Origin of the sequence: Mycobacterium scrofulaceum (assembly GCF_002086735.1) — a bacterium.
Classification (GTDB): Bacteria; Actinomycetota; Actinomycetes; order Mycobacteriales; family Mycobacteriaceae; genus Mycobacterium; species Mycobacterium scrofulaceum.
In genome coordinates, this window is the sequence record NZ_MVIJ01000014.1 from 25528 (window position 1) to 48400 (window position 22873).

The 22873-nt window shown below is 69.7% G+C and carries 22 protein-coding genes; 9 read left to right on the forward strand and 13 right to left on the reverse strand.

Going from position 1 to position 22873, the window contains the following annotated elements:
• Positions 1 to 221 precede the first annotated feature (221 nt).
• Complete coding sequence (locus BST44_RS11480; RefSeq protein ID WP_083177242.1) at positions 222 to 1007, forward strand: DUF3109 family protein; 786 nt, start codon at positions 222 to 224, stop codon at positions 1005 to 1007.
• Here BST44_RS11480 and BST44_RS11485 read toward each other — a convergent pair.
• Positions 988 to 1722, reverse strand: a complete 735-nt coding sequence (locus BST44_RS11485; protein WP_083177243.1) for a FadR/GntR family transcriptional regulator — start codon at positions 1720 to 1722, stop codon at positions 988 to 990. The genes BST44_RS11480 and BST44_RS11485 overlap by 20 nt on opposite strands.
• Positions 1723 to 1764: 42 nt before the next feature.
• On the opposite strand from BST44_RS11485, the gene BST44_RS11490 reads away from it, so the two are divergent.
• From BST44_RS11490 to BST44_RS11500, 3 genes are read left to right on the forward strand one after another with little or no spacing between them, the layout of a single operon-like run.
• Positions 1765 to 2721, forward strand: a complete 957-nt coding sequence (locus tag BST44_RS11490) for a tocopherol cyclase family protein (RefSeq protein WP_083177244.1) — start codon at positions 1765 to 1767, stop codon at positions 2719 to 2721.
• On the forward strand, positions 2718 to 3047 hold the full coding sequence (locus tag BST44_RS11495; protein ID WP_083177245.1) for a hypothetical protein: 330 nt from the start codon (positions 2718 to 2720) through the stop codon (positions 3045 to 3047). Before BST44_RS11490 ends, BST44_RS11495 begins: the two co-directional genes overlap by 4 nt.
• Complete coding sequence (locus BST44_RS11500) at positions 3044 to 4894, forward strand: GMC family oxidoreductase (protein ID WP_083177246.1); 1851 nt, start codon at positions 3044 to 3046, stop codon at positions 4892 to 4894. Before BST44_RS11495 ends, BST44_RS11500 begins: the two co-directional genes overlap by 4 nt.
• A 94-nt stretch (positions 4895 to 4988) precedes the next feature.
• Here BST44_RS11500 and BST44_RS31520 read toward each other — a convergent pair whose 3' ends face one another.
• The 4 genes from BST44_RS31520 to BST44_RS11520 form a co-directional block, all read right to left on the reverse strand.
• Positions 4989 to 5291, reverse strand: coding sequence for a PPE family protein, SVP subgroup (locus tag BST44_RS31520; RefSeq protein WP_083177247.1), 303 nt, complete (start codon positions 5289 to 5291; stop codon positions 4989 to 4991).
• Positions 5261 to 6487: a PPE family protein gene (locus BST44_RS31315; RefSeq protein ID WP_083177248.1), complete on the reverse strand. Its 1227-nt coding sequence runs from the start codon at positions 6485 to 6487 to the stop codon at positions 5261 to 5263. The genes BST44_RS31520 and BST44_RS31315 overlap by 31 nt, the downstream gene beginning before the upstream one ends.
• 207 nt (positions 6488 to 6694) lie before the next feature.
• Positions 6695 to 9631 (reverse strand): MMPL/RND family transporter, encoded by a 2937-nt coding sequence (locus BST44_RS11515; protein ID WP_083177249.1) that lies wholly within the window; start codon positions 9629 to 9631, stop codon positions 6695 to 6697.
• On the reverse strand, positions 9628 to 10050 hold the full coding sequence (locus tag BST44_RS11520; protein ID WP_208619776.1) for an MmpS family transport accessory protein: 423 nt from the start codon (positions 10048 to 10050) through the stop codon (positions 9628 to 9630). Before BST44_RS11520 ends, BST44_RS11515 begins: the two co-directional genes overlap by 4 nt.
• A gap of 538 nt (positions 10051 to 10588) precedes the next feature.
• Between BST44_RS11520 and BST44_RS11525 the strand changes: the two genes are divergently transcribed.
• Positions 10589 to 10804: a ferric uptake regulation protein gene (locus BST44_RS11525; RefSeq protein ID WP_083177251.1), complete on the forward strand. Its 216-nt coding sequence runs from the start codon at positions 10589 to 10591 to the stop codon at positions 10802 to 10804.
• Positions 10805 to 10835: 31 nt separating this feature from the next.
• Here BST44_RS11525 and regX read toward each other — a convergent pair whose 3' ends face one another.
• The 6 genes from regX to BST44_RS11555 all read right to left on the reverse strand — a co-directional run bounded on the left by regX (position 10836) and on the right by BST44_RS11555 (position 16925).
• The gene (regX, locus tag BST44_RS11530; protein WP_007167631.1) at positions 10836 to 11519 is read right to left on the reverse strand and encodes a two-component sensory transduction protein RegX; all 684 of its coding nucleotides are present in this window, start codon (positions 11517 to 11519) and stop codon (positions 10836 to 10838) included.
• Between the two features lie 49 nt (positions 11520 to 11568).
• On the reverse strand, positions 11569 to 12789 hold the full coding sequence (locus BST44_RS11535) for a sensor histidine kinase (protein ID WP_142274463.1): 1221 nt from the start codon (positions 12787 to 12789) through the stop codon (positions 11569 to 11571).
• Between the two features lie 145 nt (positions 12790 to 12934).
• Positions 12935 to 13684 carry a phosphoglyceromutase gene (locus tag BST44_RS11540; protein WP_083177253.1) on the reverse strand — a complete coding sequence of 250 codons (750 nt, stop codon included), beginning with the start codon at positions 13682 to 13684 and terminating at the stop codon, positions 12935 to 12937.
• Positions 13685 to 13757: 73 nt separating this feature from the next.
• Positions 13758 to 14318, reverse strand: a complete 561-nt coding sequence (locus tag BST44_RS11545) for a type III secretion system chaperone family protein (RefSeq protein WP_083177254.1) — start codon at positions 14316 to 14318, stop codon at positions 13758 to 13760.
• A 49-nt stretch (positions 14319 to 14367) separates the two neighbouring features.
• The gene (gene mshA, locus BST44_RS11550; RefSeq protein ID WP_083177255.1) at positions 14368 to 15639 is read right to left on the reverse strand and encodes a D-inositol-3-phosphate glycosyltransferase; all 1272 of its coding nucleotides are present in this window, start codon (positions 15637 to 15639) and stop codon (positions 14368 to 14370) included.
• Between the two features lie 56 nt (positions 15640 to 15695).
• Positions 15696 to 16925 (reverse strand): ROK family protein, encoded by a 1230-nt coding sequence (locus BST44_RS11555; protein WP_142274469.1) that lies wholly within the window; start codon positions 16923 to 16925, stop codon positions 15696 to 15698.
• 253 nt (positions 16926 to 17178) lie between these two features.
• On the opposite strand from BST44_RS11555, the gene BST44_RS11565 reads away from it, so the two are divergent.
• Entirely contained in the window at positions 17179 to 17928 is a 750-nt protein-coding gene (locus BST44_RS11565; RefSeq protein ID WP_083177257.1) for an SDR family NAD(P)-dependent oxidoreductase, read from the forward strand.
• Here the strand turns inward: BST44_RS11565 and BST44_RS11570 are convergent.
• A complete protein-coding gene (locus BST44_RS11570) occupies positions 17912 to 19282 on the reverse strand; it encodes a L,D-transpeptidase (protein WP_439330714.1) in 1371 nt (456 codons plus the stop codon). The two genes, BST44_RS11565 and BST44_RS11570, sit on opposite strands and share 17 nt — an antisense overlap.
• Positions 19283 to 19315: 33 nt before the next feature.
• Entirely contained in the window at positions 19316 to 20422 is a 1107-nt protein-coding gene (locus BST44_RS11575; RefSeq protein ID WP_083177259.1) for a UDP-N-acetylmuramate dehydrogenase, read from the reverse strand.
• A gap of 26 nt (positions 20423 to 20448) precedes the next feature.
• Here BST44_RS11575 and BST44_RS11580 point away from each other — a divergent pair, with 26 nt between their 5' ends.
• The 3 genes from BST44_RS11580 to BST44_RS11590 are packed head-to-tail and all read left to right on the forward strand — an operon-like array spanning position 20449 to position 22869.
• The gene (locus BST44_RS11580) at positions 20449 to 20973 is read left to right on the forward strand and encodes a DUF2505 domain-containing protein (protein WP_083177260.1); all 525 of its coding nucleotides are present in this window, start codon (positions 20449 to 20451) and stop codon (positions 20971 to 20973) included.
• Between the two features lie 25 nt (positions 20974 to 20998).
• Positions 20999 to 21829, forward strand: coding sequence for a carbon-nitrogen hydrolase family protein (locus tag BST44_RS11585; protein WP_083177261.1), 831 nt, complete (start codon positions 20999 to 21001; stop codon positions 21827 to 21829).
• Entirely contained in the window at positions 21826 to 22869 is a 1044-nt protein-coding gene (locus tag BST44_RS11590; RefSeq protein WP_208619777.1) for an LmeA family phospholipid-binding protein, read from the forward strand. Before BST44_RS11585 ends, BST44_RS11590 begins: the two co-directional genes overlap by 4 nt.
• Positions 22870 to 22873: the final 4 nt, after the last annotated feature.

Here is a 22873-nt window from a genome sequence, read left to right on the forward strand (position 1 = left end):
GCGACAATGCGGGCCGCGTGCGGCCCGCTGAGGAGCACGACAATTTAACCTGTCGGGCGACAATGCGGGCCGCGTGCGGCCCGCTGAGGAGCACGACAATTTAACCTGTCGGGCGACAATGCGCGCCGCGTGCGGCCCGCTGTGGGAGTCGCCGATCTCGCGCCGTCACGTCCCGAGTGTCAGCGGCTCGAAGAGCCCGAATCGTCGTCTAACGTGGACCCGTGGCGAATTCCTATCCGGAACCCGGGCACGAGGTCGAACTGGACTTCGCCCGTGAGTGGGTGGAGTTCTACGACCCCGACAATCCCGAGCACCTGATCGCGGCCGACCTCACCTGGCTGCTGTCCCGCTGGACCTGCGTGTTCGGCACGCCCGCCTGCCACGGCACGGTGGCGGGCCGCCCGGACGACGGCTGCTGCTCGCACGGCGCGTTCCTGTCCGACGACGACGACCGCGCCCGGCTCGACGATGCGGTCAAGCAGCTGACCGACGAAGACTGGCAATTCCGCGATAAGGGCTTGGGCCGCAAGGGTTATCTGGAACTCGACGAGCATGAGGGGCAACCCCAGTACCGCACCCGCAAGCACAAGGACGCCTGCATCTTCTTGAACCGGCCCGGCTTTCCCGGCGGCGTCGGGTGCGCGCTGCACTCCAAGGCCCTCAAGCTGGGCGTCGCGCCGCTGACCATGAAACCCGACGTCTGCTGGCAGCTGCCGATCCGGCGCAGCCAGGAGTGGGTGACGCGGCCCGACGGCACCGAAATCCTCAAAACCACTGTCACCGAATACGATCGGCGCGGCTGGGGCTCCGGCGGCGCCGACCTGCACTGGTACTGCACCGGCGACCCCGGCGCCCATGTCGGCGCCAAGCAGGTCTGGGAAAGCATGGCCGACGAGCTCACCGAGCTGCTCGGCGCCAAGGCGTACGCCGAACTCGCGGCGATGTGCAAGCGCCGCGGCAAGCTGGGGCTCGTTGCGGTGCATCCGGCTACTCGGCTTGCCGAGTAGCACCAGTCTTCTTGTAGGACAAGACCATTCGCTGCGCGCTGGCGCGCAGGTACTCCTCGACCGCGGCGGCGGCCGCGGCCTCGTCGCGCGCCAGCACCGCGTCGGTGATGGCGGTGAGCCCGGCCACCACGGGCGCGGCGTCGTCGTAGGAAGCGGTGAGCTCGTGCTCACGCCCGCCGAAGGCGTGCTCCACCCAGCGGTACAGCAACGCCAGCGCGCGGTTGCCGCTGTGGTGGATGAGCACCCGGAAGTAAGCCAGGTCGGCGGCCTGGCGCGCGGCCGCGGTCTCGGCCTCGCGGACCGCGGCCAGCGCGGCGCGCAGCGCCTCGGTATCCGCGGGGGCGCCGCGCCGCGCGGCCGAGCGCCCGATCAGCGGGCCCAGGGCCGCCCGGATCTCGAACAGCTCCACCAGGAACTCGGGCCCCAGCTTGCGGACCAGCGCCTCGACCACCGCGGGATGGGTGAGCGCCTGCGGGTCGGCGACCACGTTGCCGCTGCCGTGCCGGGCCTCAATCAGCCCCATCTGCTGCAGCCGGGCCAGGCCCTGCCGCAGCGACGTGCGGTTGACGCCGAGCTGTTCGGCCAGTTCGCGCTCGGGCGGCAGCGCCGATCCCGGCGGGAACGCGCCGTCGAGGATGGCGTCGGCGATCGACGCGGCGATCTGTTCGTCGACGCGTTGACGATCGAGCGGGCGCAGCGGACTTGACTGGTTCATTGGCTCAACCAATATAGTGGACGGACCCACGGGAGGTGAGCAATGGACGACGACACGCGATCGGCGGCGGCGGCGCCACGCTGGCGCGGCAAGGCGGGCCGGCTGGAGGTCTGGTACGCCACGCTCTCGGACCCCGCCACCCGCGCCGGGCTGTGGGTGCACTGCGAGACGGTTTCCCCGCTCAGCGGTGCCGGCGCCTACGCACACGGCTGGGCCACCTGGTTTCCGCCCGACGGGCCGCCCCGCACCGGGCGGTTCGGGCCCGCGCCCGCCTCGCCCGCGACCGGCCCCTGGTGGTTCGACGCCGACGGCGTGCGGGTGGGCGACCGACGACTGACTGGAAGCGCAGGGTCGCTGGCGTGGGAACTGTCTTGGACCGACGCCGGCGCACCGCTCTGGACGTTTCCCCGCGCGGCCTGGGACCGCGAGCTGCTGCCGGGCGCCCAAGTCGTCCTCGCCCCCACCGCCGACTTCACCGGATCGCTGACCGTCGGCGACGCCGCCGCGCCCGTCGAGGGGTGGCGCGGCGGCGTCGCGCACATCTACGGGCACGGCAACGCCAAACGCTGGGGCTGGGTGCACGCCGACCTCGGCAACGGCGACGTCCTCGAGGCGGTCACCGCCGTCTCGCACAAGCCGGGGCTGCGCAGGCTGGCCCCGCTGGCGTTCGTCCGGTTCCGGATCGACGGAAAGGACTGGCCCGCAGGCCCGTTGCCGTCATTGCGGATGCGCACGACGCTGGGCCTGGAGCACTGGCAGCTGGAGGGGCGAATCGGTGGCCGGCGGGTGCTCATCCGGATCGACCAGCCGGCGGAGAGGTGCGTGAGCCTGCAGTACACCGATCCCGACGGCGGCACGGCGGTGTGCACCAACACCGAACAGGCCGACATCCACGTCGAGGTCGACGACCGGCGATGGTCGGTGCTGGGCACGGGGCACGCCGAAGTGGGTTTGCGCGGGAGCGTGGCACCCGACGTCAACGAAAGGATCCCGACATGAGTTTTCTGCTGGACCCACCGCTGCTGTTCGCCTCCGGCGTGCTCATCGAGCGGCGGCTGCCCGCCGACCGCCGCGACGTCGCCGAGGCCGCCACCCTGGGTGTCTTCTTCGGCGGGTCGTTCGGGTTGTACAACAACGTGCCCGGCCTCGGGCTGCTATGGCGGCCCTTCCGCGCCCGCAACGGCCGCGACTTCATGTGGAACAGCGGGGTTTTCAATCTGAACACCGCCGAGGCGGACTGGCCCCTGCACGCGGCGGCGGGCGCCATCTTCGCCAGCTATCCGTTCTTCATCAAGATGGGCCGCCGCCTCGCGCGGCTGATATGAGCCTGGTCGCCTCGTTCGGGACCGCGCTGCTACCCGAGGAGTACGGCGGCCCGGCGGCGCCCGAGCTGGCGGCGCGCGTCGAGCGCTACCTGCGGCAGTTGCCGACGACCTCGCGGGTGGCCATGCGCGCCGGGCTGCTCGGGCTGACCGCGGCGAGCTTCGCCACCACCGGACGGTCGCTGTCGCGGCTGGCACCCGACCGGCGCGAACGGGTGCTGCGGCGGGTCGCCGCCCTGGGCCCGGACGCCGGCGCGGGCCTCGAGGCGATGAAGGCGATCGTGTTGCTGGCCAACGGCGCGGAAACGTATGCGCCCGAGCTTCTTTCGCGCGCCGCGGACCAGGTGACGGCCCGCCCGGACGCGGCGTTGAACGTCGTCGGATCGGCCGAGAGCCGTTCCGTCGTCACCGCCGACGCGGTGATCGTGGGCTCCGGCGCCGGCGGCGCGATGGTGGCCCGGACCCTGGCGCGGGCCGGGTGCGACGTCGTCGTCCTCGAGGAGGGCCGCCGCTGGACGGTCGAGGAATTCCGCACCACCCATCCCATCGACCGCTACGCCGGGCTGTACCGCGGCGCCGGCGCCACCGTCGCCCTGGGCCGGCCGTCGGTCGTGCTGCCCATCGGCCGCGCGGTCGGCGGCACCACGGTGGTGAACTCGGGCACCTGCTACCGCCCGCCGACGGCCGTGCAGCGGCGCTGGCGCGACGAATTCGGCCTTGCCCTGGCCGATTCCGACCGGCTGGCCGAGCGCCTCGACGACGTCGAACGCACGCTGCGGGTCGCCCCCGTGCCGCTCGAGATCATGGGCCGCAACGGGCGCCTGCTGCTCGACGCCGCCACCGCGCTCGGCTGGCACGCGGCGCCCATCCCGCGCAACGCGCCGGGCTGTGCGGGCTGTTGCCAGTGCGCGATCGGCTGTCCCCGCAACGCCAAGTTCGGGGTGCACCTCAACGCGCTGCCCGAGGCGTGCGCGGCCGGCGCGCGGATCATCGCCCAGGCGCGCGTCGAGCGCCTGCTGCACCGGCACGGGCGCGCCCGGGGGGTGCGGGCCCGCCGGCCCGACGGCACGGCGCTGGACGTGCTGGCCGACACGGTCATCGTGGCGGCCGGGGCAACCGAGACGCCAGGGTTGTTGCGCCGCAGCGGCGTTGGTGATCATTCGCGGCTCGGCCGCAACCTGGCGCTGCACCCGGCCACCATGCTCGCCGGGCGCTTCGAGGACGACGTCGTCGCCTGGCATGGGGTGCTGCAGAGCGCGGCGGTACACGAGCTGCACGAGTCACACGGCGTGCTCATCGAAGCGACCTCGACGCCGCCCGGGATGGGTTCGATGGTGTTTCCGGGCTACGGCGCGGAGCTGCTCGGCTGGCTGGACCGCGCGCCCCGGGTGGCGACGTTCGGCGCCATGGTGGCCGATCGCGGCGCCGGCTCGGTCGCGTCGGTGCGCGGCGAGACGCTCATCCGCTACGACATCGACCGCGCCGACGTCGCCAAGCTCGTCGCCGCGATCGAGGCCATGGGCCGGCTGTTGTTCGCCGCGGGGGCAATCGAGGTGCTCACCGGTCTGCCCGGCGCGCCGACCGTGACATCGCTGCCCGCGCTGCAGGACGTGCTGCGGCGCAGCGACCCGAAAAGCCTGCACCTGGCGGCCTTTCACCCGACGGGCACGGCGGCGGCCGGAGTCGACGATCAGCTTTGCCCGGTCGACGAGACCGGGCGGCTGCGCGGCGTGGACGGGGTGTGGGTGGCCGACGCCTCGATCCTGCCGAGCTGCCCGGAAGTCAACCCGCAGGTGTCGATCATGGCGCTGGCGCTGGGCGTGGCCGACGAGGTGGTGGGCGCCCGGTGATCGCGGGTGCGTCCAGGGCTTTCGGTGTGAATCCCGGGCGGGGAATCGGTGAGATATGTGCCCTCAGCGCACACTCGAGGCCCTGAACGCACACTCATGCCGAGGGCGGGCACCCGGCATCGCGTCCGGTGACGGCTGCCATCAGGGCCCGCCGGAAGGTGCGTCCCGGCGAGGCGGCGTCGACACCGGCGTCCGGTGAAGAACGCGGCGCCGACTCGACCCCGGTGGCGTTCGCCGCCCAGGCGGCGGGCACCGACAGCGGGCCGAGCGAGGCCGCCTCGCCGACTCCCGCGGACGGCGCGCCGATACCGGACGAAGGGTGAAACGGCCAGCCCAACCGGGGGCCGGGGTGCGCCGGCACGCCGCTCAACCGGCGCTGGAAACGGCTTGGGCCCATTCCAGTAGCCCATCCACGTCGAGCTGAGGCTGAATTCCGGCAGTGCCCGCCAGCCCCGGCGCGGCCAGCCCGCCCAGCGGGGCCCCCAATGCGCCCGACGAGCCGGGGATGGGGGTGACCGTGGCGATGCTGACGGTGCCGAAGACGTTGGTGATGGACGCGCCGGCGGGTCCGGCGATGGCGGTGGCGGTGTTCGCGAACGTCTGGACCGCGATCTGTTCCGCGGCGGCCACCTGGAGTGTGGCGGAGCCGTTGACGAGGGTGACCAGCACCTCTTGGAACGATCCGGTGGTGAGGACGATCGGGTTGGCGCCGGCGGTGACGTCGACCCCGCCCGGGATCAGCACGCCGCCCTCGGAGCAGTCGATGATGGTGTGAATTGTGGCGCCGGGGTTGACGATAACGGAGCCGAAACTGATCAGGTTGGTGCCGGAGCCCGTGATCGTGATCTCGCCGCTGTTGAGGTACATGCCGGTGTTGGCGCCGATGGTGATGGTGCTGCCCGGCGCGACCGTGACCGTTTGGCCCGGGGCGACGGGCCCGACGGTGTCGGCGGTGGAGCTGAGCGTGTGCATCGTGGCGTTGGTCGAGGCCAGCTGCTGGGTGGCGCTGGTGGCGTTCTGGGCGGTGGCCTGGGCCACAGTCTGGGCCTGGGCACCCTGCCCGGCCGGATTGGTGGTCCGCGGCGGCTCGTCGAACGGGGTCAGGGCGCCGGCGCTCTCGCTCGCGGCGGCGTATCCGTACATCGCCGTGGCGTCTTGCACCCACATCTCCATGTACTGGGCTTCGGTGGCCGCGATCGCCGGGGTGTTCTGCCCCAGGAAGTTCGTCGCGACCAGCGCCATCAACTGCGCCCGGTTGGCCGCGATCACCGGCGGGGGCACCGTCATCGCAAACGCCGCTTCGTAGGCCGCCGCCGCCGAGTAGGCCTGGGCGGCGGTCTGCGCGGCCTGGGCGGCGGCGGCGGTCAGCCATTCCACGTAGGGGGTGGCCGCGGCCGTCATCAGCAACGACGAGGGGCCCGACCACGCCTGCCCCGTCAGCCCCGCCAGCTCGGCCGCGTAACCGCTGGCGGTGGACTCCAGCTGCGCGGCCAGCGCGTCCCAGCCCGCGACGGCCACCAGCATCGGCCCCGCCCCGGGGCCCGCATACATCAGTCCGGAGTTGACCTCCGGAGGCAGCGACGCAAAGTCCATGTGGCCAGTCCTCTCCGCGGCGATCCGGTCGGATGCTTTTCAACAGCCATCGAATAGTTTTTCAACGACCATAGAATAACGCGGGTAAGGGTCGAGCGCCAGCAAATGTCGTAAACGGCGCGTGACGATCAAGCCGGGTCTTCATTGCGACCGTCGGTCGCTGCGGCGCCGGGGCGCCGGCGGGGGTCAGACGCTCGGCATCGCGCGCTACGTCCGCGACTCCGGCGCGGTCGCGTGCCGGGGTTGGTACAGCAGCGCACGAACCAGCGGGCGCGGCCCGACCGACCGAAGCATCTGGCTCGCCGGGCGGACCCGCACCCGCTTGGGCCACCAGAACCAGCGTCCCATCACCGTCATGATCGACGGTGTGATGAGCGATCGCACGACGAAGGTGTCGAACATCAGGCCGAGCCCGATCGTCGTGCCGAACTGACCGATCGCCCGGAGATCGCTGGTGATCATCGTGGCCATGGTGACGGCGAACACCAGACCCGCCGCGGTCACCACCGGTCCGGTGAGACCCATCCCGCGGATGAGTCCCGTTTTCAGCCCGGCCCCGATCTCCTCTTCGATTCGCGACACCAACATCAAGTTGTAGTCCGAGCCCACCGCCAAAAGGACGATAAGTGCGAATTCTGTTGCAACCCAGTGCAATTGGAAATGAAGGAGATGCTGCCAGATCAGTGTCGAAAACCCGAAGGCGGCCCCCAGCGACATCACGATCGTGCCGACGATGACGCCCGCCGCGACCAAAGCGCGGGTGACGAGCACCATGATGATGAAGATCAGCACGATCGAGGCCACCGCGGCGATCAGCAGGTCGTACTTGGCGCCGTTGGCGATGTCGTAAAACGTTGCAGCCGTGCCGCCGAGGTAGATGTCGGCGTTTTGCAGGGAGGTGAGTTTCAGCGCCTCCTTGGCCGCGTTGCGCTCCTTGTCGACGGACGCGATCCCCTCCGTCGTCGCCGGATCCACCGAGTGAGTGACGATGAAGCGAGCGGCCTTGCCGTCCGGCGACACCATCAAGCTCAACCCCAGTTGGAAGTCCGGGTTCTGGAAGATCTCGGGCGGCAGGTAGAACAGGCTCTCGATCTGAGAGTCGCTGAAGGACTTGCCCATCACCGCGTTCGTGTCGGTGAGGCGGTCGAACTGATCGACCAGGTTGTCGAACGTGCTGTAGATGGTCAGCGTCGTATCGCGGATCGCCTTTGTGACTGCGATGTTTTCAGGGATGATCGCCAGCAATTCGCGCGTCGCTGTCGCCGTGTGGTTGAGGTCGCTGGTGAGGGCGTGGAACTTATCGGCCAGTTGGTCGAAACCGTCGAGCGCGTCGAACAGGCTTCGCAGCGACCAGCAGATGGGGATGTCGTAGCAGTGCCTCTCCCAGTAGAAATAACTGCGAATCGGTCTCCAGAAGTCGTCGAAATCCGCGATATGGTCTCGGATTTCGTCGGTGATGGCCGCCGTCTCCCCCGTGGTTTTGGAGCTGTCGTCCGCGGCGGCCGCGAGCCTCTGGGTCACCGCGTACTGGCGCTCCAACAGGGTGATCTGGGTGTCGAGGAAGCCGGTGATCTTCTTGATGTCGGCGACGCGGTCCTTGAGGTACGCGAGGTTGCTGCGGATCGGAGCGGTTTGCACACTGAGCTGGAACGGGACGGATCCATCTTGAATCGGCGGCCCAAGAGGTCTGGTGATGCTCTGCACCCGTTCGATGCCCGGCACCCGGAAGATGGCGCTGGCGATCTTGTCCAGCACCAGCATGTCGGTCGTATTGCGCAGATCGTGGTCCGATTCGATCATCAGGAGGTCCGGGTTCAGCCGGGCCTGCGTGAAGTGTCGATCGGCCGCGTCGTACGCCTGGACTGAGGACGCGCTCTTGGGGAGGTAGTACAGGTCGTTGTAGCGCGGGTTGAAACCGGACAAACCCAGGGCGCCGACGATGGCCAGGATGACGGACGTCGCGAGGATCGGTGCCGGCCACCGCACGATGGCCGTCGCCAGGCGGCGCCAGCGTGTGTAGTTGAACTTTCGCTTCGGGTCGAACAGGCCGAAGCCGCTTGCGACCACGATCAGCGCCGGCGTCAGGGTCACCCCGGCGGCCACCACGACGAGCAGACCCACCGCGCACGGAAACGCCAGCGAACTGAAGTAGGGCAGCCGCGTGAAATGCAGACAGGCCAGCGCTCCGACGATCGTCAGACCCGAGCCCAGAACCACCTTGGTGACCCCGGCGAAGGTGTCGTAGTAGGCGGCTTCGCGGTCCAGGCCCCGTTCGCGACCCTCCTGGTAGCGGCCGACCATGAAGATCGCGTAATCGGTCCCTGCCGCGATGGCCAGTGCCGTGAGCAAGTTGACGGCAAAGGTCGACAGTCCCATGAGGCCGGTGTCGCCCAGCAGCGCCACCACGCCCCGGCCGGTGGCCAGTCCGGCGAACAGGATGACCATCGTCAGCAGCACGGTGCCGATCGACCGATAGACGAACATCAGCATGATCGCGATGATCACGATGGTGATGATCGTCATCTTGAACAGGCTCGCGTTACCCACGACGATCGTGTCGTCGGTCAGGGCTCCCTGGCCCGCGACGTAGGCCTTCACCCCCGGCGGCGGCTTCGAGTCCGCGACGATCTGGCGAACCGAGTCAACGGACTTGTCGCCGACGGCGCCGCCCTGGTCACCGCGCAGGTTGACCTGGACGTAGGCCGACTTGTGGTCATAGCTCTCGACACCAGACGCCGTAAACCGCTGCCCCCAGAAGTCGAGCGCATGCTCGACGTGCTTGGTGTCCTGCTTCAGCTTCTTGACCAGCTCGTCGTAGTACCGGTGAGCGTCCGCGCCAAGGGGTTTGTCACCGACCAGCGTCACCAGGACGAGGTTGTCGGAGTCGTACTCCTTGAATTTCTCGCCGATGTGCTTCATCCCGGTCACCGACGGCGCGTCGGATGGCGAGAGCGGCACCGAGACGTCCTCGGCGACTTTTTCCAATTGCGGGACGAAGATGTTGACGCCGACCGCGATCAGCACCCAGCACACGACGATCGGCAGCGCCAGCACGCGGATGGTGCGGGCCAGACGCGGTTTGTACTCGACGTCGGCGGGGTGCGCGACGGGGATTTCGCCGGTGTCGCTCGTGCCGTCGGTCACGCGGACTTGTCCAAGCAGGAAACCTGCGCGTCACGGGTGTCCACCTGTTGCTGATCGACCAATTTGCCGTCGACGGTGATGCGGCAACCGAGGGAGGGGCTGTCACCCTGGGCGACGACATAGGCGAAGATGCCGGGCATCTCCGCGACAATCGTGTGCGACCACGGCAACGTGGAGAAGTTGGCCTTCTGCGGTTGCGCGTCCGCGTCCATCCAGTTGACGACGCCCGTCGTGCCCGGCGGGCCCAGGATTTCATAGATGGCGGTCTTGGCCGCGTACGGCGGGGTCGCATCGCGCGGATCGGGCTTGGGCAGGCCGGGTCCGGGGAAGACGCCGTTGAGGCGGTCCACCGCAACGCCGCCGATCAGCACCGCCACGACCACCACTAGCGGAACCCATGCCCGCTTGAGAAGCGTCAACACCGTTCCCCCCGATCGCGATTGCCCAACGGGCTGATGCTAGGACACTTCATCTGTTCCAGCATTTCGTCGTGCGCGCCACGGCTACCCCAAACGCCATGGCTGCCGAATTAATTCCTGCGGTGCGCAGTCGCGCCGCGGCCATGTCGCCGACCGGGCCACTCGGGGGTGGACGGCACAGGGCGACGCTCGACACGGCGGCGCGCATCACCGTGTCGCAATTCGAAGGGACATCGGACGGGGCTTTCGCGTCGACGACTCGAAACGTTCCGCGCTGCAGGCGATTTCGCTCCGAGAGGTCGATTGAGGAGCCTATCGGCCTGTTGTGCCGTCGATTTCGCCGAGATGGCCCTGCCGGCCGCGTCGAATTGCGGCGCAAGCGACAACGGACGACGACGGAGTTAGTTTGAAAAAGTAATTCGCTGGCGCGAGGCGGTTCAGGGCGGATTTCGCACTGTGCGAATTTGCGAACCGCCAATTCTTACCGGGGACCTTGAAACCCGCGCCGATTATCGGCCATGGCGCGTACCCTGACGACATGGCCACCAAGACCAAGGTGAAGACCTGCGTACATTGCGGCCACACGTTCGATCCGAACGACCAGCGGCGCGACTTGTCCGATCCGGAATGGCTTCCGGCCGCGTCCAGCTATTGTTCGCACGAATGCAGCGACCGATTCCATTGCGACATGTCGCATTGCTGCTCGACCCACGCGAAAAAGGGTCATCGCGAAGCCGCCAAGGCGGCGCGATAATCCGCACTTTCACCGACTCGCGGGACTCGGTCTAGCCCTCCAGCTTGTAACCCAACCCCCGCACGGTCACCAGGTGGACGGGGTTGGCCGGGTCGGCCTCGATCTTGGAGCGCAACCGCTTGACGTGGACGTCGAGCGTCTTGGTGTCGCCGACGTAGTCCGCGCCCCACACCCGATCGATCAGTTGCCCGCGCGTGAGCACCCGGCCACTGTTGCGCATCAGGTACTCGAGCAGGTCAAACTCCTTGAGCGGCAATGTGATCGTGTCGCCGTTGACGGAGACGACGTGTCGCTCGACGTCCATGCGTACCGGCCCGGACTCGAGGACGCCGTCGCTGATCTCGGAGTCGTCGTCGCCGCCGCGGCGGAGCACCGCGCGGATGCGGGCGATCAGCTCGCGCGCCGAATAGGGCTTGGTCACGTAGTCGTCGGCGCCGAGCTCGAGCCCGACGACCTTGTCGATCTCGCTGTCCCGGGCGGTCACCATGATCACCGGCACGCTGGAACGAGCACGCAGTTGCTTGCACACGTCGGTACCCGACATGCCGGGCAGCATCAGATCCAGCAACACGATGTCGGCGCCGCCACGGTCGAACTCGGCCAGCGCGGCCTGCCCATCGGTCACGACCGTGGCCTCGAAGCCCTCCTTGCGCAACAGGAACGCCAGCGGATCGGCCAGCGACTCCTCGTCCTCCACGATCAGCACACTGGTCATGCGCGCCACTCCTTTTCATCGCGACGCTCTGCATCGTCGTAAGCGCGGGTCATCGACTTAGTTCTTCCTCTCGTTGTGACCTGTTGGGCCGCACCTCGCGGCCCTGCGGCGGCTCGGGTTCTTCGTCAGTGTCCTTGTAGGCCGGAATCGACAGCGTGAACGTCGATCCGGTCCCCGGCTTGCTCCACACACCGATGCTGCCGTTGTGGTTGGCCGCGACATGTTTGACGATGGCCAGGCCCAGCCCGCTGCCTCCGGTGGCGCGCGAGCGTGCCTTGTCCCCCCGGAAGAACCGCTCGAAGACCCGCTCCTGGTCTTCCAGCGCGATCCCGATGCCCCGGTCGGTGACCGCGATCTCGATGTTGTCGCCGCGGCGCCGGCGGCTGATCGAGACCGGCGAACCCGGTGGCGAATAGGCGATCGCATTGGAGACCAGGTTGGCCAGCGCGGTGACCAGAAGCGTTTCGTCGCCCAAGACCCGCAGGCCGCTGGGCGCATCGGTGCGGATCTCGATCTGAGCGTTGTCGGCCGCCACCTTGTGGCGTGAAATGGCTTCCGACACAACGGTATCCACGTCGACCTCGGTCACGTTGGGTAACCGTTCGGCGCCCTGCAGCCGGGACAGCTCGATCAGCTCGGCGACCATGTCCCCCAGCCGGTTGGCCTCGACGAGCACCTTCTCGGCAAACCGGCGAACGGTTTCGGGGTCGTCGGCGGAGGCCAGCAGGGCCTCGGCGAGCAGGGCCATGGCGCCGACCGGCGTCTTGAGCTCGTGGCTGACATTGGCGACGAAGTCGCGGCGGGTCGCCTCCATGCGGGCGTAGTCGGACTGGTCGTGGGCGAACACCACCGCGAAACGGCGGTCTTCCTCACTGAGCAGCCGGGCCTGCCCGTGCACCGACAGCCCGGAGCGGCCCGCGGCGCGTTTGGCCGGCCGCAGGTCGAATTCGACGTCGATCCCGCTCAGCGCCTGCTGCGCCGCCTCCCACGCCTGGTCGTCGAGTTGCCGGTCGCGCACCAGCCCGAGCTCCCTGGCCCGATCGTTGAGGTAGACGACGTCGCGGTGGGAATCCACCACCGCCACGCCCAGCGGCATCAGCGTGACGATGCGTTGCAGCATCTGCGCGACGGTGATCCCGGTCCATTCGGTGCTCACGCGCTGCCGGCGGTGGGCCGCTTTCGGCGACAGCCGGGTCCCGGCTGCTACACCTACGGCCAGCCCCAGCACGGACAAGACCCCGGCCAGCAACAGCGCCGAGAACACAGTCACATAGCAAATCCTACAAATCTTCCTGAACGCCGCCCTAGCGGAACGAGGCCAAAATCGGACAAGTCACACTTTCCGCTTCAGGTGTTCCACTCCCGTTCATGCGATGTTCGGCAAACGGCCCTTTGCAGCTCGCAATCGGCCGGCGTCAGCGGCCCCCTTGGCTGGCAACCGCCGCGGCACCCGCGGCGGCGGCCTCCGGATCCAGGTAGGTTCCGCCGGACACCACCGGCCGCAGATCGGCGTCGAGGTCGTAGCGCAGCGGAACCCCGGTCGGGATGTTCAGCCCGACGACGTCCTCGTCGGACATCCCGTCGAGGTATTTGACCAGGGCCCGCAGGGAGTTGCCGTGCGCGACGATCAACACCGTTTTGCCGCTGCGCAGGTCCGGCACGATGACGTCGGTGAAATACGGCAGGAACCGGACCACCACGTCGGCCAGGCATTCGGTCAGCGGGCCGCCGCCGATGTTGGCGTACCGGGGGTCGGTGTCCTGGCTGTACCGGCTGCCCCGCTCGATCGGTGGCGGCGGCGTGTCGTAGCTGCGCCGCCACGTCATGAATTGCTCGTCGCCGTAGCGCTCCTTGGTCTCCGACTTGTTCAGCCCCTGCAGCGCCCCGTAGTGCCGCTCGTTGAGCCGCCAGCTGCGCCGCACCGGGATCCACAGCCGGTCGGCGGCGTCCAGCGCCAGGTGCGCGGTGGTGATCGCGCGGCGCAGCAGCGATGTGTAGAGGACGTCGGGGAGCAGGTTCTGCTCGGCCAGCAACTGGCCGCTGCGCACCGCCTCGGCGCGACCCTTTTCGGTCAGGTCCACGTCGACCCACCCGGTGAACTGGTTGCTTGCGTTCCATTCGCTCTCGCCGTGGCGGAGCAGCACCAACGTGCCGGTGTCTCCCATGCCGGCTAGCTTATTCGTCGTCTTCGTCGATGCTTGCTCGACTTTCCCCCGCAAGCGGGAGGTGCCCCCAACCTCATCGCGCTTCGCGTCCCCCCCGCCGCTGCGCGGCTGGGGGTTCCCCCACTGCATCGTCGTCTTCGTCGATCAAGTGGGCGAACGCCTCCAGGTTCTTCAGCGACTCGCCGCGGGACACCCGCCATTCCCACTCCTTCTGGATCGACGAGCGAAAACCCAACTCCAGCAACGTATTAAAGTCCGAATCGACCGCTTCGAGCACCTGCCCGAGCACCCGGTCGATCTCGTCGGCGTCCACCGACGCCAGCGACATGCGGCCCACCAAATAGATGTCGCCGACGTTGTCCAGCGTGTACGCCACCCCATAGAGGCGGCGGTTGCGCTTGAGCAGGAAGCGATAGACACCCTCGTGGTTCTCGTCGGGCTTGCGGCACACGAACGCCTCCACGCGCACCGAATGCTCGCCGATGTTCAAGATGGTGTTGGTCTTGAGCTTGCGCTCGCCGGGCAACTCGACCACCAGGCCGGACAGCCCGCCGTGCGCCCCCTCGTGTTTCGAATAGACCAGGCCGCTGGCCCGCAGCGCGTCCTCGATCACGCGCTCGACGGCAATGCTCATGGGCGCAGCTCCTCAGCATCGCTCCGCCCTGCATCGTCGCCGGCGCGGGTCATGCGCCCACCCCGCGGCGCTCGGCGGTGTACTCGCGGATCGCGCGGCGGTAGCTGGCCAGCAGCGCATCGGTGGTATTTTCCCAGGAGAACGTGGCCGCGTGCGCGGCGGCCGCGCGGCTCATCGCCTCGGCCTGCGGCGCGCGCAGGCGCAGCATCCGGTTCAGCGCGTCCGCCCAGCGGTCGACGTCGTGCCCGGCCACCAGCGTGCCGGTGATCCCGTCGCGCACGGCCACCGGCAGGCCGCCGACCGCGGCCGCCACCACCGGCGTGCCACACGCCTGCGCCTCGACGGCGACCAGACCGAACGACTCCGAGTAACTGGGCACGGCGACCAGGCTGGCGGCCTGGAACAGGGTGGCCAGGTCCGGCCGGGACTGCGGCGGCAGGAAGGTCACCCGCGCCGCGATGCCGAGTTCGTCGGCGAGCCGCCGTAGCCCGTCCGGGGAGGCCAGGCCGCTGCCCGACGGGCCGCCGGCGACGACGATGCGCACGCCGGGCAACTTCGCGGCGGCGCGCAGCACGATGTCGGGGGCCTTCAGCGGCTGGATTCGCCCGACGAACGCGATCACGTCCTCGTCGAGCGGCAATCCCAGCGCGGCCCGGGCGGCCCGCCGGTCCCCCGGGCGGAACACCTCGAGATCCACTCCGGGGTGGACGACGTCGATGCGCGCCGGGTCGGCGCGGTGGATCGAAATCAGTTGGGCGGCCTCGTCGTCGGTGTTGACGATCAACCGGTCCGCCTCGTCGACGACCTGTTGCTCGCCGACCGTGCGCAGTGGCGGCTCGGGCGCGTCGCCCGCCGCCAGGGCCGCATTCTTGACCGCGGCCAGCGTGTGCGCGGTGTGCACCAGCGGCACCGCCCAGCGGTCGCGGGCCAGCCAGCCGACCTGTCCGGACAGCCAATAGTGCGAGTGCACGATGTCGTAGTGGCCCGGTTCGTGCGACGCCTCCGCGCGCAGCACCCCGGCGGCGAACGCGCACAACTGAGTGGGCAGGTCGTATTTGTCCAGGCCCTCGAACGGCCCCGCCACCACGTTGCGCACCAGCACGCCGGGCGCCACCCGCGCCACCGGCGGGTCGGCGGATGCGGTGGCCCGGGTGAAGATCTCCACTTCGATGCCCCGCCGCGCCAGGTGCAACGCGGTTTGCAGCACGTAGACGTTCATCCCCCCGGCGTCCCCGGTGCCCGGCTGCGCCAGCGGCGAGGTGTGCACCGCCAACACGGCGACCCGGCGCGGTTTCAGCCGGAAAACGTCGTCGTGGCGCACTCTGTCATCTTTACAGGACGCTTGGGTCCCCGGCCCAATGCCCAGGACAGGTCGGGTCAAGCGGACGACTCGTCGGCGGCGGCGTCGCGCAGCCGCGGGTTCAGCGCCCCGGCCCGCCGCATCGCCCCCAGCGGGTCGGCGTAGAGCCCGCCCAGCGACACGGTGCCCGCGCCGGCCTCCTGCACCCGGTTGCCGAAGACGGTGACGCGGATGTCGCGCGGCGCCAGCACGGACCGCCGCGCGAACGCCGCCTCGACGCGCTGCATCGCCTCGGGGTACTCGGTGAACGCCTGGCCGCCGACCACGAGTTCGTCGGGGTTGAGCATGTCGCGCAGCAAGGCCACCGCCTCCCCGAGCACCCGGCCCCGCTCGTCGAGCAGGTCCTTGGCCCGCGCGTTGCCGGCGCGGGCCAGCCGCAGCAGGTCGGCGATGCCGGCGGCCGGCGCGTTGGCGCGGCCCGCGGGCAGGATCCGCAACCGGCGGGCGGCGGCCAGCACCGCCTCGTCGCTGACGGTGGATTCCAGCTGGCCGGTGCCGCCGAGCAGCTCGGAGTGGGCGGGCAGCGTCGCGATAGTGCCCGGGCCGCTGGCGGGGCAGTGCACGCCCCCGCCGATCACCAGCGCGTAGCCCACGGTCTCGCGGGCGTAGACGTAGAGGCTGGTGGGCGAGCTGGGCAGAAACCGCCGCATGCCGAGCAGGAGTTCGGCCCCGGCCATCGCGTCGACGTGCGACGCCACCGAGACGGGCAGCCCCAGCGCGTCGGCCAGCACCGGCCCGACGGGCGCCTGCCGCCAGCCCAGCCGCGGGTGGTCGACGTGGCCGGTGGCGCTGTCGACGGTGCCGCCGATCGCGACGCCGACCCACAGCGGGCGGCGCCGATGCCAACGTCGCAGGTAGCGGGCGGCGCTCTCGGACAGCGACGCCAGCGCGGGCCCGGCGGGGCTGAGCGGCGTCGGCGTCTCGACGGTGTCGAGCGTGCGGCCGAACAGGTCGGCGGCCACGATGCTGGTGGTCCGGGCGCCGATGTGGATGCCCAGCGTCACGAATGGTTCGTGGTTGACCTCGACGGGCACGCGGGGGCGGCCGATCGCCCCGGAGACGGCCAGGTCGGCGCGTTCCCGCAGCAGGCCGGCCTCGAGCAGGGCGATGACTTGGCGGTTGACCGTGGCGATGCTCAGCGAGGTGACGCCGGCGATGACGTCACGGCCGACGGGCCCGCGCAACCGGACGGCCCGGAAGACCGAGGCCGCCGCCGAATCGGGGATGTGCAGCGCCGGCGGCACGATCTGCCGGCGCGCCGGCCGGTGCGCCTGATAGCCGGCGCGACTGGGCGAATGGTGAGCTGGGGTGAGGGTATTCGTGCGCACGAGCGTCCTTTGTCCGATTTTTGTTGGCCGTCACTGGCCACACCTGAAAGTCAGGAGCGGCAAAGTGCGCGACAACAGCACGCACCCGCCGCGCAAAGACACGCGGTGGTGGTGCTGGACATGGCGCTGAGGTGCACTCCAAAAATTTAGCACGCTTACTAAGGTTGTTTCTATGGTTGGAAATGTCAGGAATGAGCGGGTCGCGGTGGTCACGGGCGCCAGCTCGGGCATCGGCGAGGCGACCGCCCAGACGCTTGCGGCGCAGGGCTTTCACGTGGTCGCGGTGGCGCGCCGGGCGGACCGGATCAACGCCCTGGCACGCGAGATCGGCGGGACGGCCATCGTGGCCGACGTCACCGACGACGCGGCGGTCGCGGCTCTCGCCGAGGAACTGAGCCGGGTCGACGTACTGGTCAACAACGCCGGCGGAGCCCGCGGGCTGGCGCCGCTCGCCGACTCCGACCTCGAGCACTGGCGGTGGATGTGGGAGACCAACGTGATGGGAACGCTGCGGGTCACCCGGGCGCTGCTGCCCAAGCTCGTCGACTCCGGCGACGGCCTGATCGTCACGGTGACTTCCGTTGCGGCCCTTGAGGTTTACGACGGCGGTGCCGGATACACCGCGGCCAAACACGCCCAGGGGGCGCTGCACCGCACGCTGCGCGGCGAGTTGCTGGGCAAGCCGGTCCGGCTGACCGAGATCGCGCCGGGCGCGGTCGAGACCGAGTTTTCGCTGGTGCGCTTCGACGGCGATCAGCAACGCGCCGACGCGGTGTACACCGGCATCACCCCGCTGGTCGCGCAGGACGTCGCCGAGGTGATCGGATTCGTGGCCGCCCGGCCGTCGCACGTCAACCTGGACCTGATCGTCATGAAGCCGCGCGACCAGGCCTCAGCCACCCGGTTCAACCGCCGGGGGTAGAGGTCTCCGGAGCGGACGTGGTCGTCGTCGGCGTCCCGGACAGGCTCGGGGCCGTCGACGGGGTGACCGGCGCGGTGACCGGGATCTGCGTGGACGGCGCGTGCGCGGTCGGGGGCGGCAGCGCCGACATGGCGACCCAGGTGTCCCAGTCGACGGCCCAGTCCCAGATGTCGCCGTCGGAGTAGGACAGCTGAATCGAGCTCCCGGTCACTTCCACCGGGTCGCCGTACACCGCCGACTGGTAGTACTGCTCGGCGTCGCCCGTCGACAGGTTGATGCAGCCGTTGGTGACGTTGGTGTTGCCCTGCGCGCCCGCGCTCGCCGGGTTGGCGTGGATGAACTCGCCGTTGTTGGAGATCCGGACCGCCCAGCGTTCGTGCACGTGGCTGTAGCCGGCGGCGGGGTTGGACATGTAGAAGTCCGCGTACTTCTCGGTCACCACGTGGATGCCGTTGCGGGTGACGTTGCGCGCCTTGTCCGCCTCGCCGTAGCTGCACGGGAAGTCCATGATCACGCCCTCGTCGCGGATCACCTGGATCCGGTGCGACGAGACCTCGGCCTTGACGACCTGCCGGCGACCGATCTGGATGTTCAGCGAGATGTCCTCGGCCCCGTAGGCGCTGTCGCCGAATGGCAGGCCGTACAGCTTGGCGTCGACGTTGACGGTCGTGCCCGCGGGGTAGTACTCGCGGGTGCGCCAGTGCACCCGCGCCCCCTGCGCCTCGTCCGGCAGCCACGCCCAGCTGCCCTCGACGGGCGGATTCGTGGTCACGGTCAGCGCCTTCTCGACGGCGGCCTTGTCGGTGATCGGCGCGTCGAACTGGATGATGATCGGTGCCGCCACCCCGACGGTCTGGCCGTCGGCCAGCTGGAACGCCCCGCCGATCTTCTTGCTGGGCGACACCGTGGTGAACTTGGCCGTGACCGGGATCGCCTTGCCGTCGTGCCCGACGGCCGAGCCGCTCCACGTGTAGGTCGCGTCGTAGCCGAGCGGCTCGGTGGCGGTGTAGACGGTGCGGTCGGAGTTGAACTTGCCCCCCACCGCCTTGCCGGCCGAATTCGTCAGCGCGACGTGCTGGAACCAGCCGTCGCTGATCTGGACGCTGATCGGCGCGATCGGCACCACGTCCTGGGCCGCGTCGGCCGGCTGGAACTTCAGCTGCGGCGCGGGCTGCTCCTTCTTCTCGGCCCGCTTGGCCGTGGTGCCGCCGCACGCGGCCAACAGGCCGGGCGCGAACACCCCCAGGCCGAGGGTCGCCAAAGCCACGCGCCGGTTCACCGGTGACGGGTTGTGCGACGTGCTCACGAAAGACAAAGATACCGGGCAAAATCCATCGGCCCCGCCGCGACAAATCGGGGTCGCGGTCGTCGTCGGACGGATTCGCGGCTACAGCCTGCAGCCGAGCAGGACCGGCTCGGGTTCCAATGTGACACCAAACACAGCGCGGACGCCGTCACGAATGACGCGGGCCAGTGCGATCACGTCGTCGGCGGAGGCGCCGCCGCGGTTCGTCAGCGCCAGCGCGTGCTTGGTGGACAGCCTGCACTGGGCCGCCGGGTCGGGGGGATAGCCCTTGGCGAAGCCGGCCCGCTCCACCAGCCAGCCGGCGGCCAGCTTGACGCCGTCGGGCGCCGGGTAGTGCGGAACCGGCGCCTGCACGCTCGCCGCCAGCCGCTCGTACACCTCGGGTGCGACCACCGGGTTGGTGAAGAAGGAGCCGACGCTCCAGGTGTCGTGGTCGTCCGGGTCGAGCACCATGCCCTTGCGGCTCCGCAGCGCCAGCACCGCCTGGCGGACCGCCAGCGGGTCGGCGCGCTCGCCCCCGCCCGTCTCCAGCGCGGCGGCCAGCTCGCCGTAGCGCAGCGGCGCGCTGCGGCCCGACGCGTCCAGCTCGAACTCGACTTCCAGCACCACCCAGGGGATCTGGGCGCCGTCGTGGACGGCCCGCTTGAACATGCTGGTGCGGTAGCCGAAGCCGAGCTCGCCGCCGGGCACCCAGCGGACCTCCCCGCTGCCGCGGTCCAGTATCCGGACCCGGGTGATGGTGTCGGAGACTTCCGCGCCGTAGGCCCCGACGTTTTGGATCGGGGTGGCCCCGGCCGACCCCGGGATCCCGGAGAGGCATTCCAGCCCACCCAGACCGTGCTCGATGGAGCTGACCACCACGTCATCCCACACCGCGCCCGCCTCCGCCCGCACCCGGTTGCCGTCGACGGTGATGCCGCCGTTGGCCAACCGCACCGCGGTCAGGCCGGCGCACGTGTCGGCGACCACCAGGTTGGACCCGCCGGCGAACACCAGCACCGGGGAACGTTCTCCCCCACGGTTTTCGGCGTCCAGCTTCCGCACCACCGCGACCACCTGTTCGGTGCTGGCGCAGGTGATCAGCCGGCGCGCGACCGGCCCGACCCGCAACGTCGTCAACGGCGCGAGCGACACCGCCTCGGCGACCCGCGCGCCGGCGAACGTTGAACCGGCGTCGCTGGATTTCATCGCCCGTAACGGTAGCCTCACCTGCTATGCCGCGTTCATTCGACTTGTCGGCCGACTACGACGGCAGCGTTGAAGAGGTTCATCGGGCATTCACGGACGAGAGCTATTGGCGGGCACGCCTGGCCGGATCCGGGGTGGACGTCGCCACGCTGGAGTCGATGCGGGTCGGCGGCGACACCGGGGACGACGACACCGTCGAGGTCGTCACCGTGCAGGTGATCCACAGCCACAAGCTGCCGGGGATGGTCACCCAGCTGCACAGCGGCGATCTGCGCATCAGGCGCGAGGAGGTCTGGGGACCGGTCGCCGACGGCGCCGCGCAGGGGTCGGTCGTCGGCTCCATCCTGGACGCTCCGGTGAATCTCACCGGGACCGCCATGCTCGCGCCGATCGTGGAGACCGGCGGCGCCCGGCTGACCTTCCGGGCCAGCGTTCAGGTGCGCGTCCCGATCATCGGCGGCAAGCTGGAGAGCATCATCGGTACCCGGCTGGCCGAGCTGGTGGCGGCCGAGCAGCGGTTCACCACCGAATGGATCGCCGGAACGGCCTGAGGACGCCGGGCCTAAGCTGGCGCCCATGCGAATCGCGTTGGCGCAGATCCTCAGCGGCACCGATCCTGCCGCGAACCTGGAGCTGGTGCGCGAGTACGGCGAGCGGGCCGCGGACGCGGGCGCGCAGCTGGTGGTGTTCCCGGAGGCGACCATGTGCCGGTTCGGGGTTCCGTTGGCGCCGATCGCCGAGCCGGTCGACGGGCCGTGGGCGACCGGCGTGCGCCGCATCGCGACCGACTGCGGGATCACGGTGATCGCCGGCATGTTCACCCCTTCCGGCGATGGCCGGGTGAAGAACACGCTGATCGCGGCCGGCCCGGGCAGCCCCAACGAACCGGACACCCACTACGACAAGATCCACCTCTACGACGCCTTCGGCTTCACCGAGTCGCGCACCGTCGCGCCCGGACACGAGCCGGTGGTGATCACGGTCGCCGGCGTCCGGGTGGGGTTGACCGTCTGCTACGACATCCGCTTCCCCGCGCTGTATACCGAGCTGGCCCGCCGCGGCGCGCAGCTGATCGCCGTCTGCGCGTCCTGGGGATCGGGGCCCGGCAAGCTCGACCAGTGGACGCTGCTGGCGCGGGCCCGCGCGCTCGACTCGATGAGCTACGTCGCCGCGGCCGGCCAGGCCGATCCGGGCGAATCGCTGACGACGTCCGGCGCCCCCACCGGGGTGGGCGGCAGCCTGGTGGCCTCCCCGTTCGGCGAAGTCGTCGCGTCGGGCGGTCCCGGCCCGCAGTTGGTGGTGGCCGACGTCGACCCCGACCGGGTGGCCAAGGCCCGCGAGAGCATCGCGGTGCTGCGCAACCACTCAGATTTTGCTCAGCTGGATAAGGCAGAATCGGTCGGGTGACGAACCCACAAGGACCGCCGAACCAAGACCCGTCGACGTGGGGCCGTCCCGGCAACCAGGGCCCTTTCGGCCAGCCCCCCACCGAGCGGCCGACCGAACGGATCAGCACCGGCGGCCCGGCGCCAGCCCCGCCGCCGCCGGCTGCCGGTCCGCCGCCCGGTCAGACGGAACGGATCGGCACGCCACCGCCGAACATGCAGCGGCCCGACTACCCGCCGCCGCCGCCCACGCCGCCGGCGGGCCCGACGGAAAGGTTCCCCAGCCCCGGCGAGCAGCCGGCGGCGGGGAAGAAGAAGCGGCGCTTCCTGCGCGACCCGCTGTCCGTGGTCCTGGTCTGCATCATCGTGGTGTGCCTGGTGATCGCCGGGCTGGTCGGGGCCGAGCTGTATGTCCGGCACGTCGCCAACAGCAAGGTCGCCGAGGCGGTGGCGTGTGAGGTCAAAGACAAGGCCACCGCGTCGTTCGGGGTGGCGCCGTTGATGCTGTGGCAGCAGCTCACCAAGCACTACACCAACATTTCGGTGCAGACCGCGGGCAACCAGATCCGCGACGCCAAGGGCATGAAGCTCAACCTCAACATCCGCGATGTCCAGCTCAAGTCGACCGCCAACTCCAAGGGCACCATCGGGTCGCTGGACGCGACCATCACGTGGACGTCGGACGGGATCAAGGAGTCGGTGCAGAACGCGATTCCGGTGCTGGGCCCCTTCGTCACCAACACGGTGACCACCCACCCCGCCGACGGGACCATCGAGCTGAAGGGCATGCTGGACAACCTGACGACCAAGCCGGTGGTGTCCGGGACCGGCCTGCAGTTGCAGATCGTCAGCTTCAACGCGCTCGGCTTCACCATGCCGAAGGAATCCGTGCAGTCGACGTTGGACGACTTCACCTCGCAGTTCACCAAGAACTACCCGCTGGGCATCCACGCGGACAGCGTGCAGGTCACCGACAGCGGGGTGACCAGCCACTTCTCCACGCGCAACGCGAGCATCCCCGCCGGTGGCAACAACAACGACCCTTGTTTCGCCAACCTGTGACGGT

What these genes read in the sequence shown, in the direction of transcription:
- BST44_RS11485 (WP_083177243.1), bottom strand. Translation starts at nt 1,722, where the DNA reads ATGAACCAGTCAAGTCCGCTGCGCCCGCTCGATCGTCAACGCGTCGAC.
- BST44_RS11490 (WP_083177244.1), top strand. Translation starts at nt 1,765, where the DNA reads ATGGACGACGACACGCGATCGGCGGCGGCGGCGCCACGCTGGCGCGGC.
- BST44_RS11495 (WP_083177245.1), top strand. Translation starts at nt 2,718, where the DNA reads ATGAGTTTTCTGCTGGACCCACCGCTGCTGTTCGCCTCCGGCGTGCTC.
- BST44_RS11500 (WP_083177246.1), top strand. Translation starts at nt 3,044, where the DNA reads ATGAGCCTGGTCGCCTCGTTCGGGACCGCGCTGCTACCCGAGGAGTAC.
- BST44_RS31520 (WP_083177247.1), bottom strand. Translation starts at nt 5,291, where the DNA reads ATGGGCCCAAGCCGTTTCCAGCGCCGGTTGAGCGGCGTGCCGGCGCAC.
- BST44_RS31315 (WP_083177248.1), bottom strand. Translation starts at nt 6,487, where the DNA reads ATGGACTTTGCGTCGCTGCCTCCGGAGGTCAACTCCGGACTGATGTAT.
- BST44_RS11525 (WP_083177251.1), top strand. Translation starts at nt 10,589, where the DNA reads ATGGCCACCAAGACCAAGGTGAAGACCTGCGTACATTGCGGCCACACG.
- regX (WP_007167631.1), bottom strand. Translation starts at nt 11,519, where the DNA reads ATGACCAGTGTGCTGATCGTGGAGGACGAGGAGTCGCTGGCCGATCCG.
- BST44_RS11540 (WP_083177253.1), bottom strand. Translation starts at nt 13,684, where the DNA reads ATGGGAGACACCGGCACGTTGGTGCTGCTCCGCCACGGCGAGAGCGAA.
- BST44_RS11545 (WP_083177254.1), bottom strand. Translation starts at nt 14,318, where the DNA reads ATGAGCATTGCCGTCGAGCGCGTGATCGAGGACGCGCTGCGGGCCAGC.
- BST44_RS11565 (WP_083177257.1), top strand. Translation starts at nt 17,179, where the DNA reads ATGGTTGGAAATGTCAGGAATGAGCGGGTCGCGGTGGTCACGGGCGCC.
- BST44_RS11575 (WP_083177259.1), bottom strand. Translation starts at nt 20,422, where the DNA reads ATGAAATCCAGCGACGCCGGTTCAACGTTCGCCGGCGCGCGGGTCGCC.
- BST44_RS11580 (WP_083177260.1), top strand. Translation starts at nt 20,449, where the DNA reads ATGCCGCGTTCATTCGACTTGTCGGCCGACTACGACGGCAGCGTTGAA.
- BST44_RS11585 (WP_083177261.1), top strand. Translation starts at nt 20,999, where the DNA reads ATGCGAATCGCGTTGGCGCAGATCCTCAGCGGCACCGATCCTGCCGCG.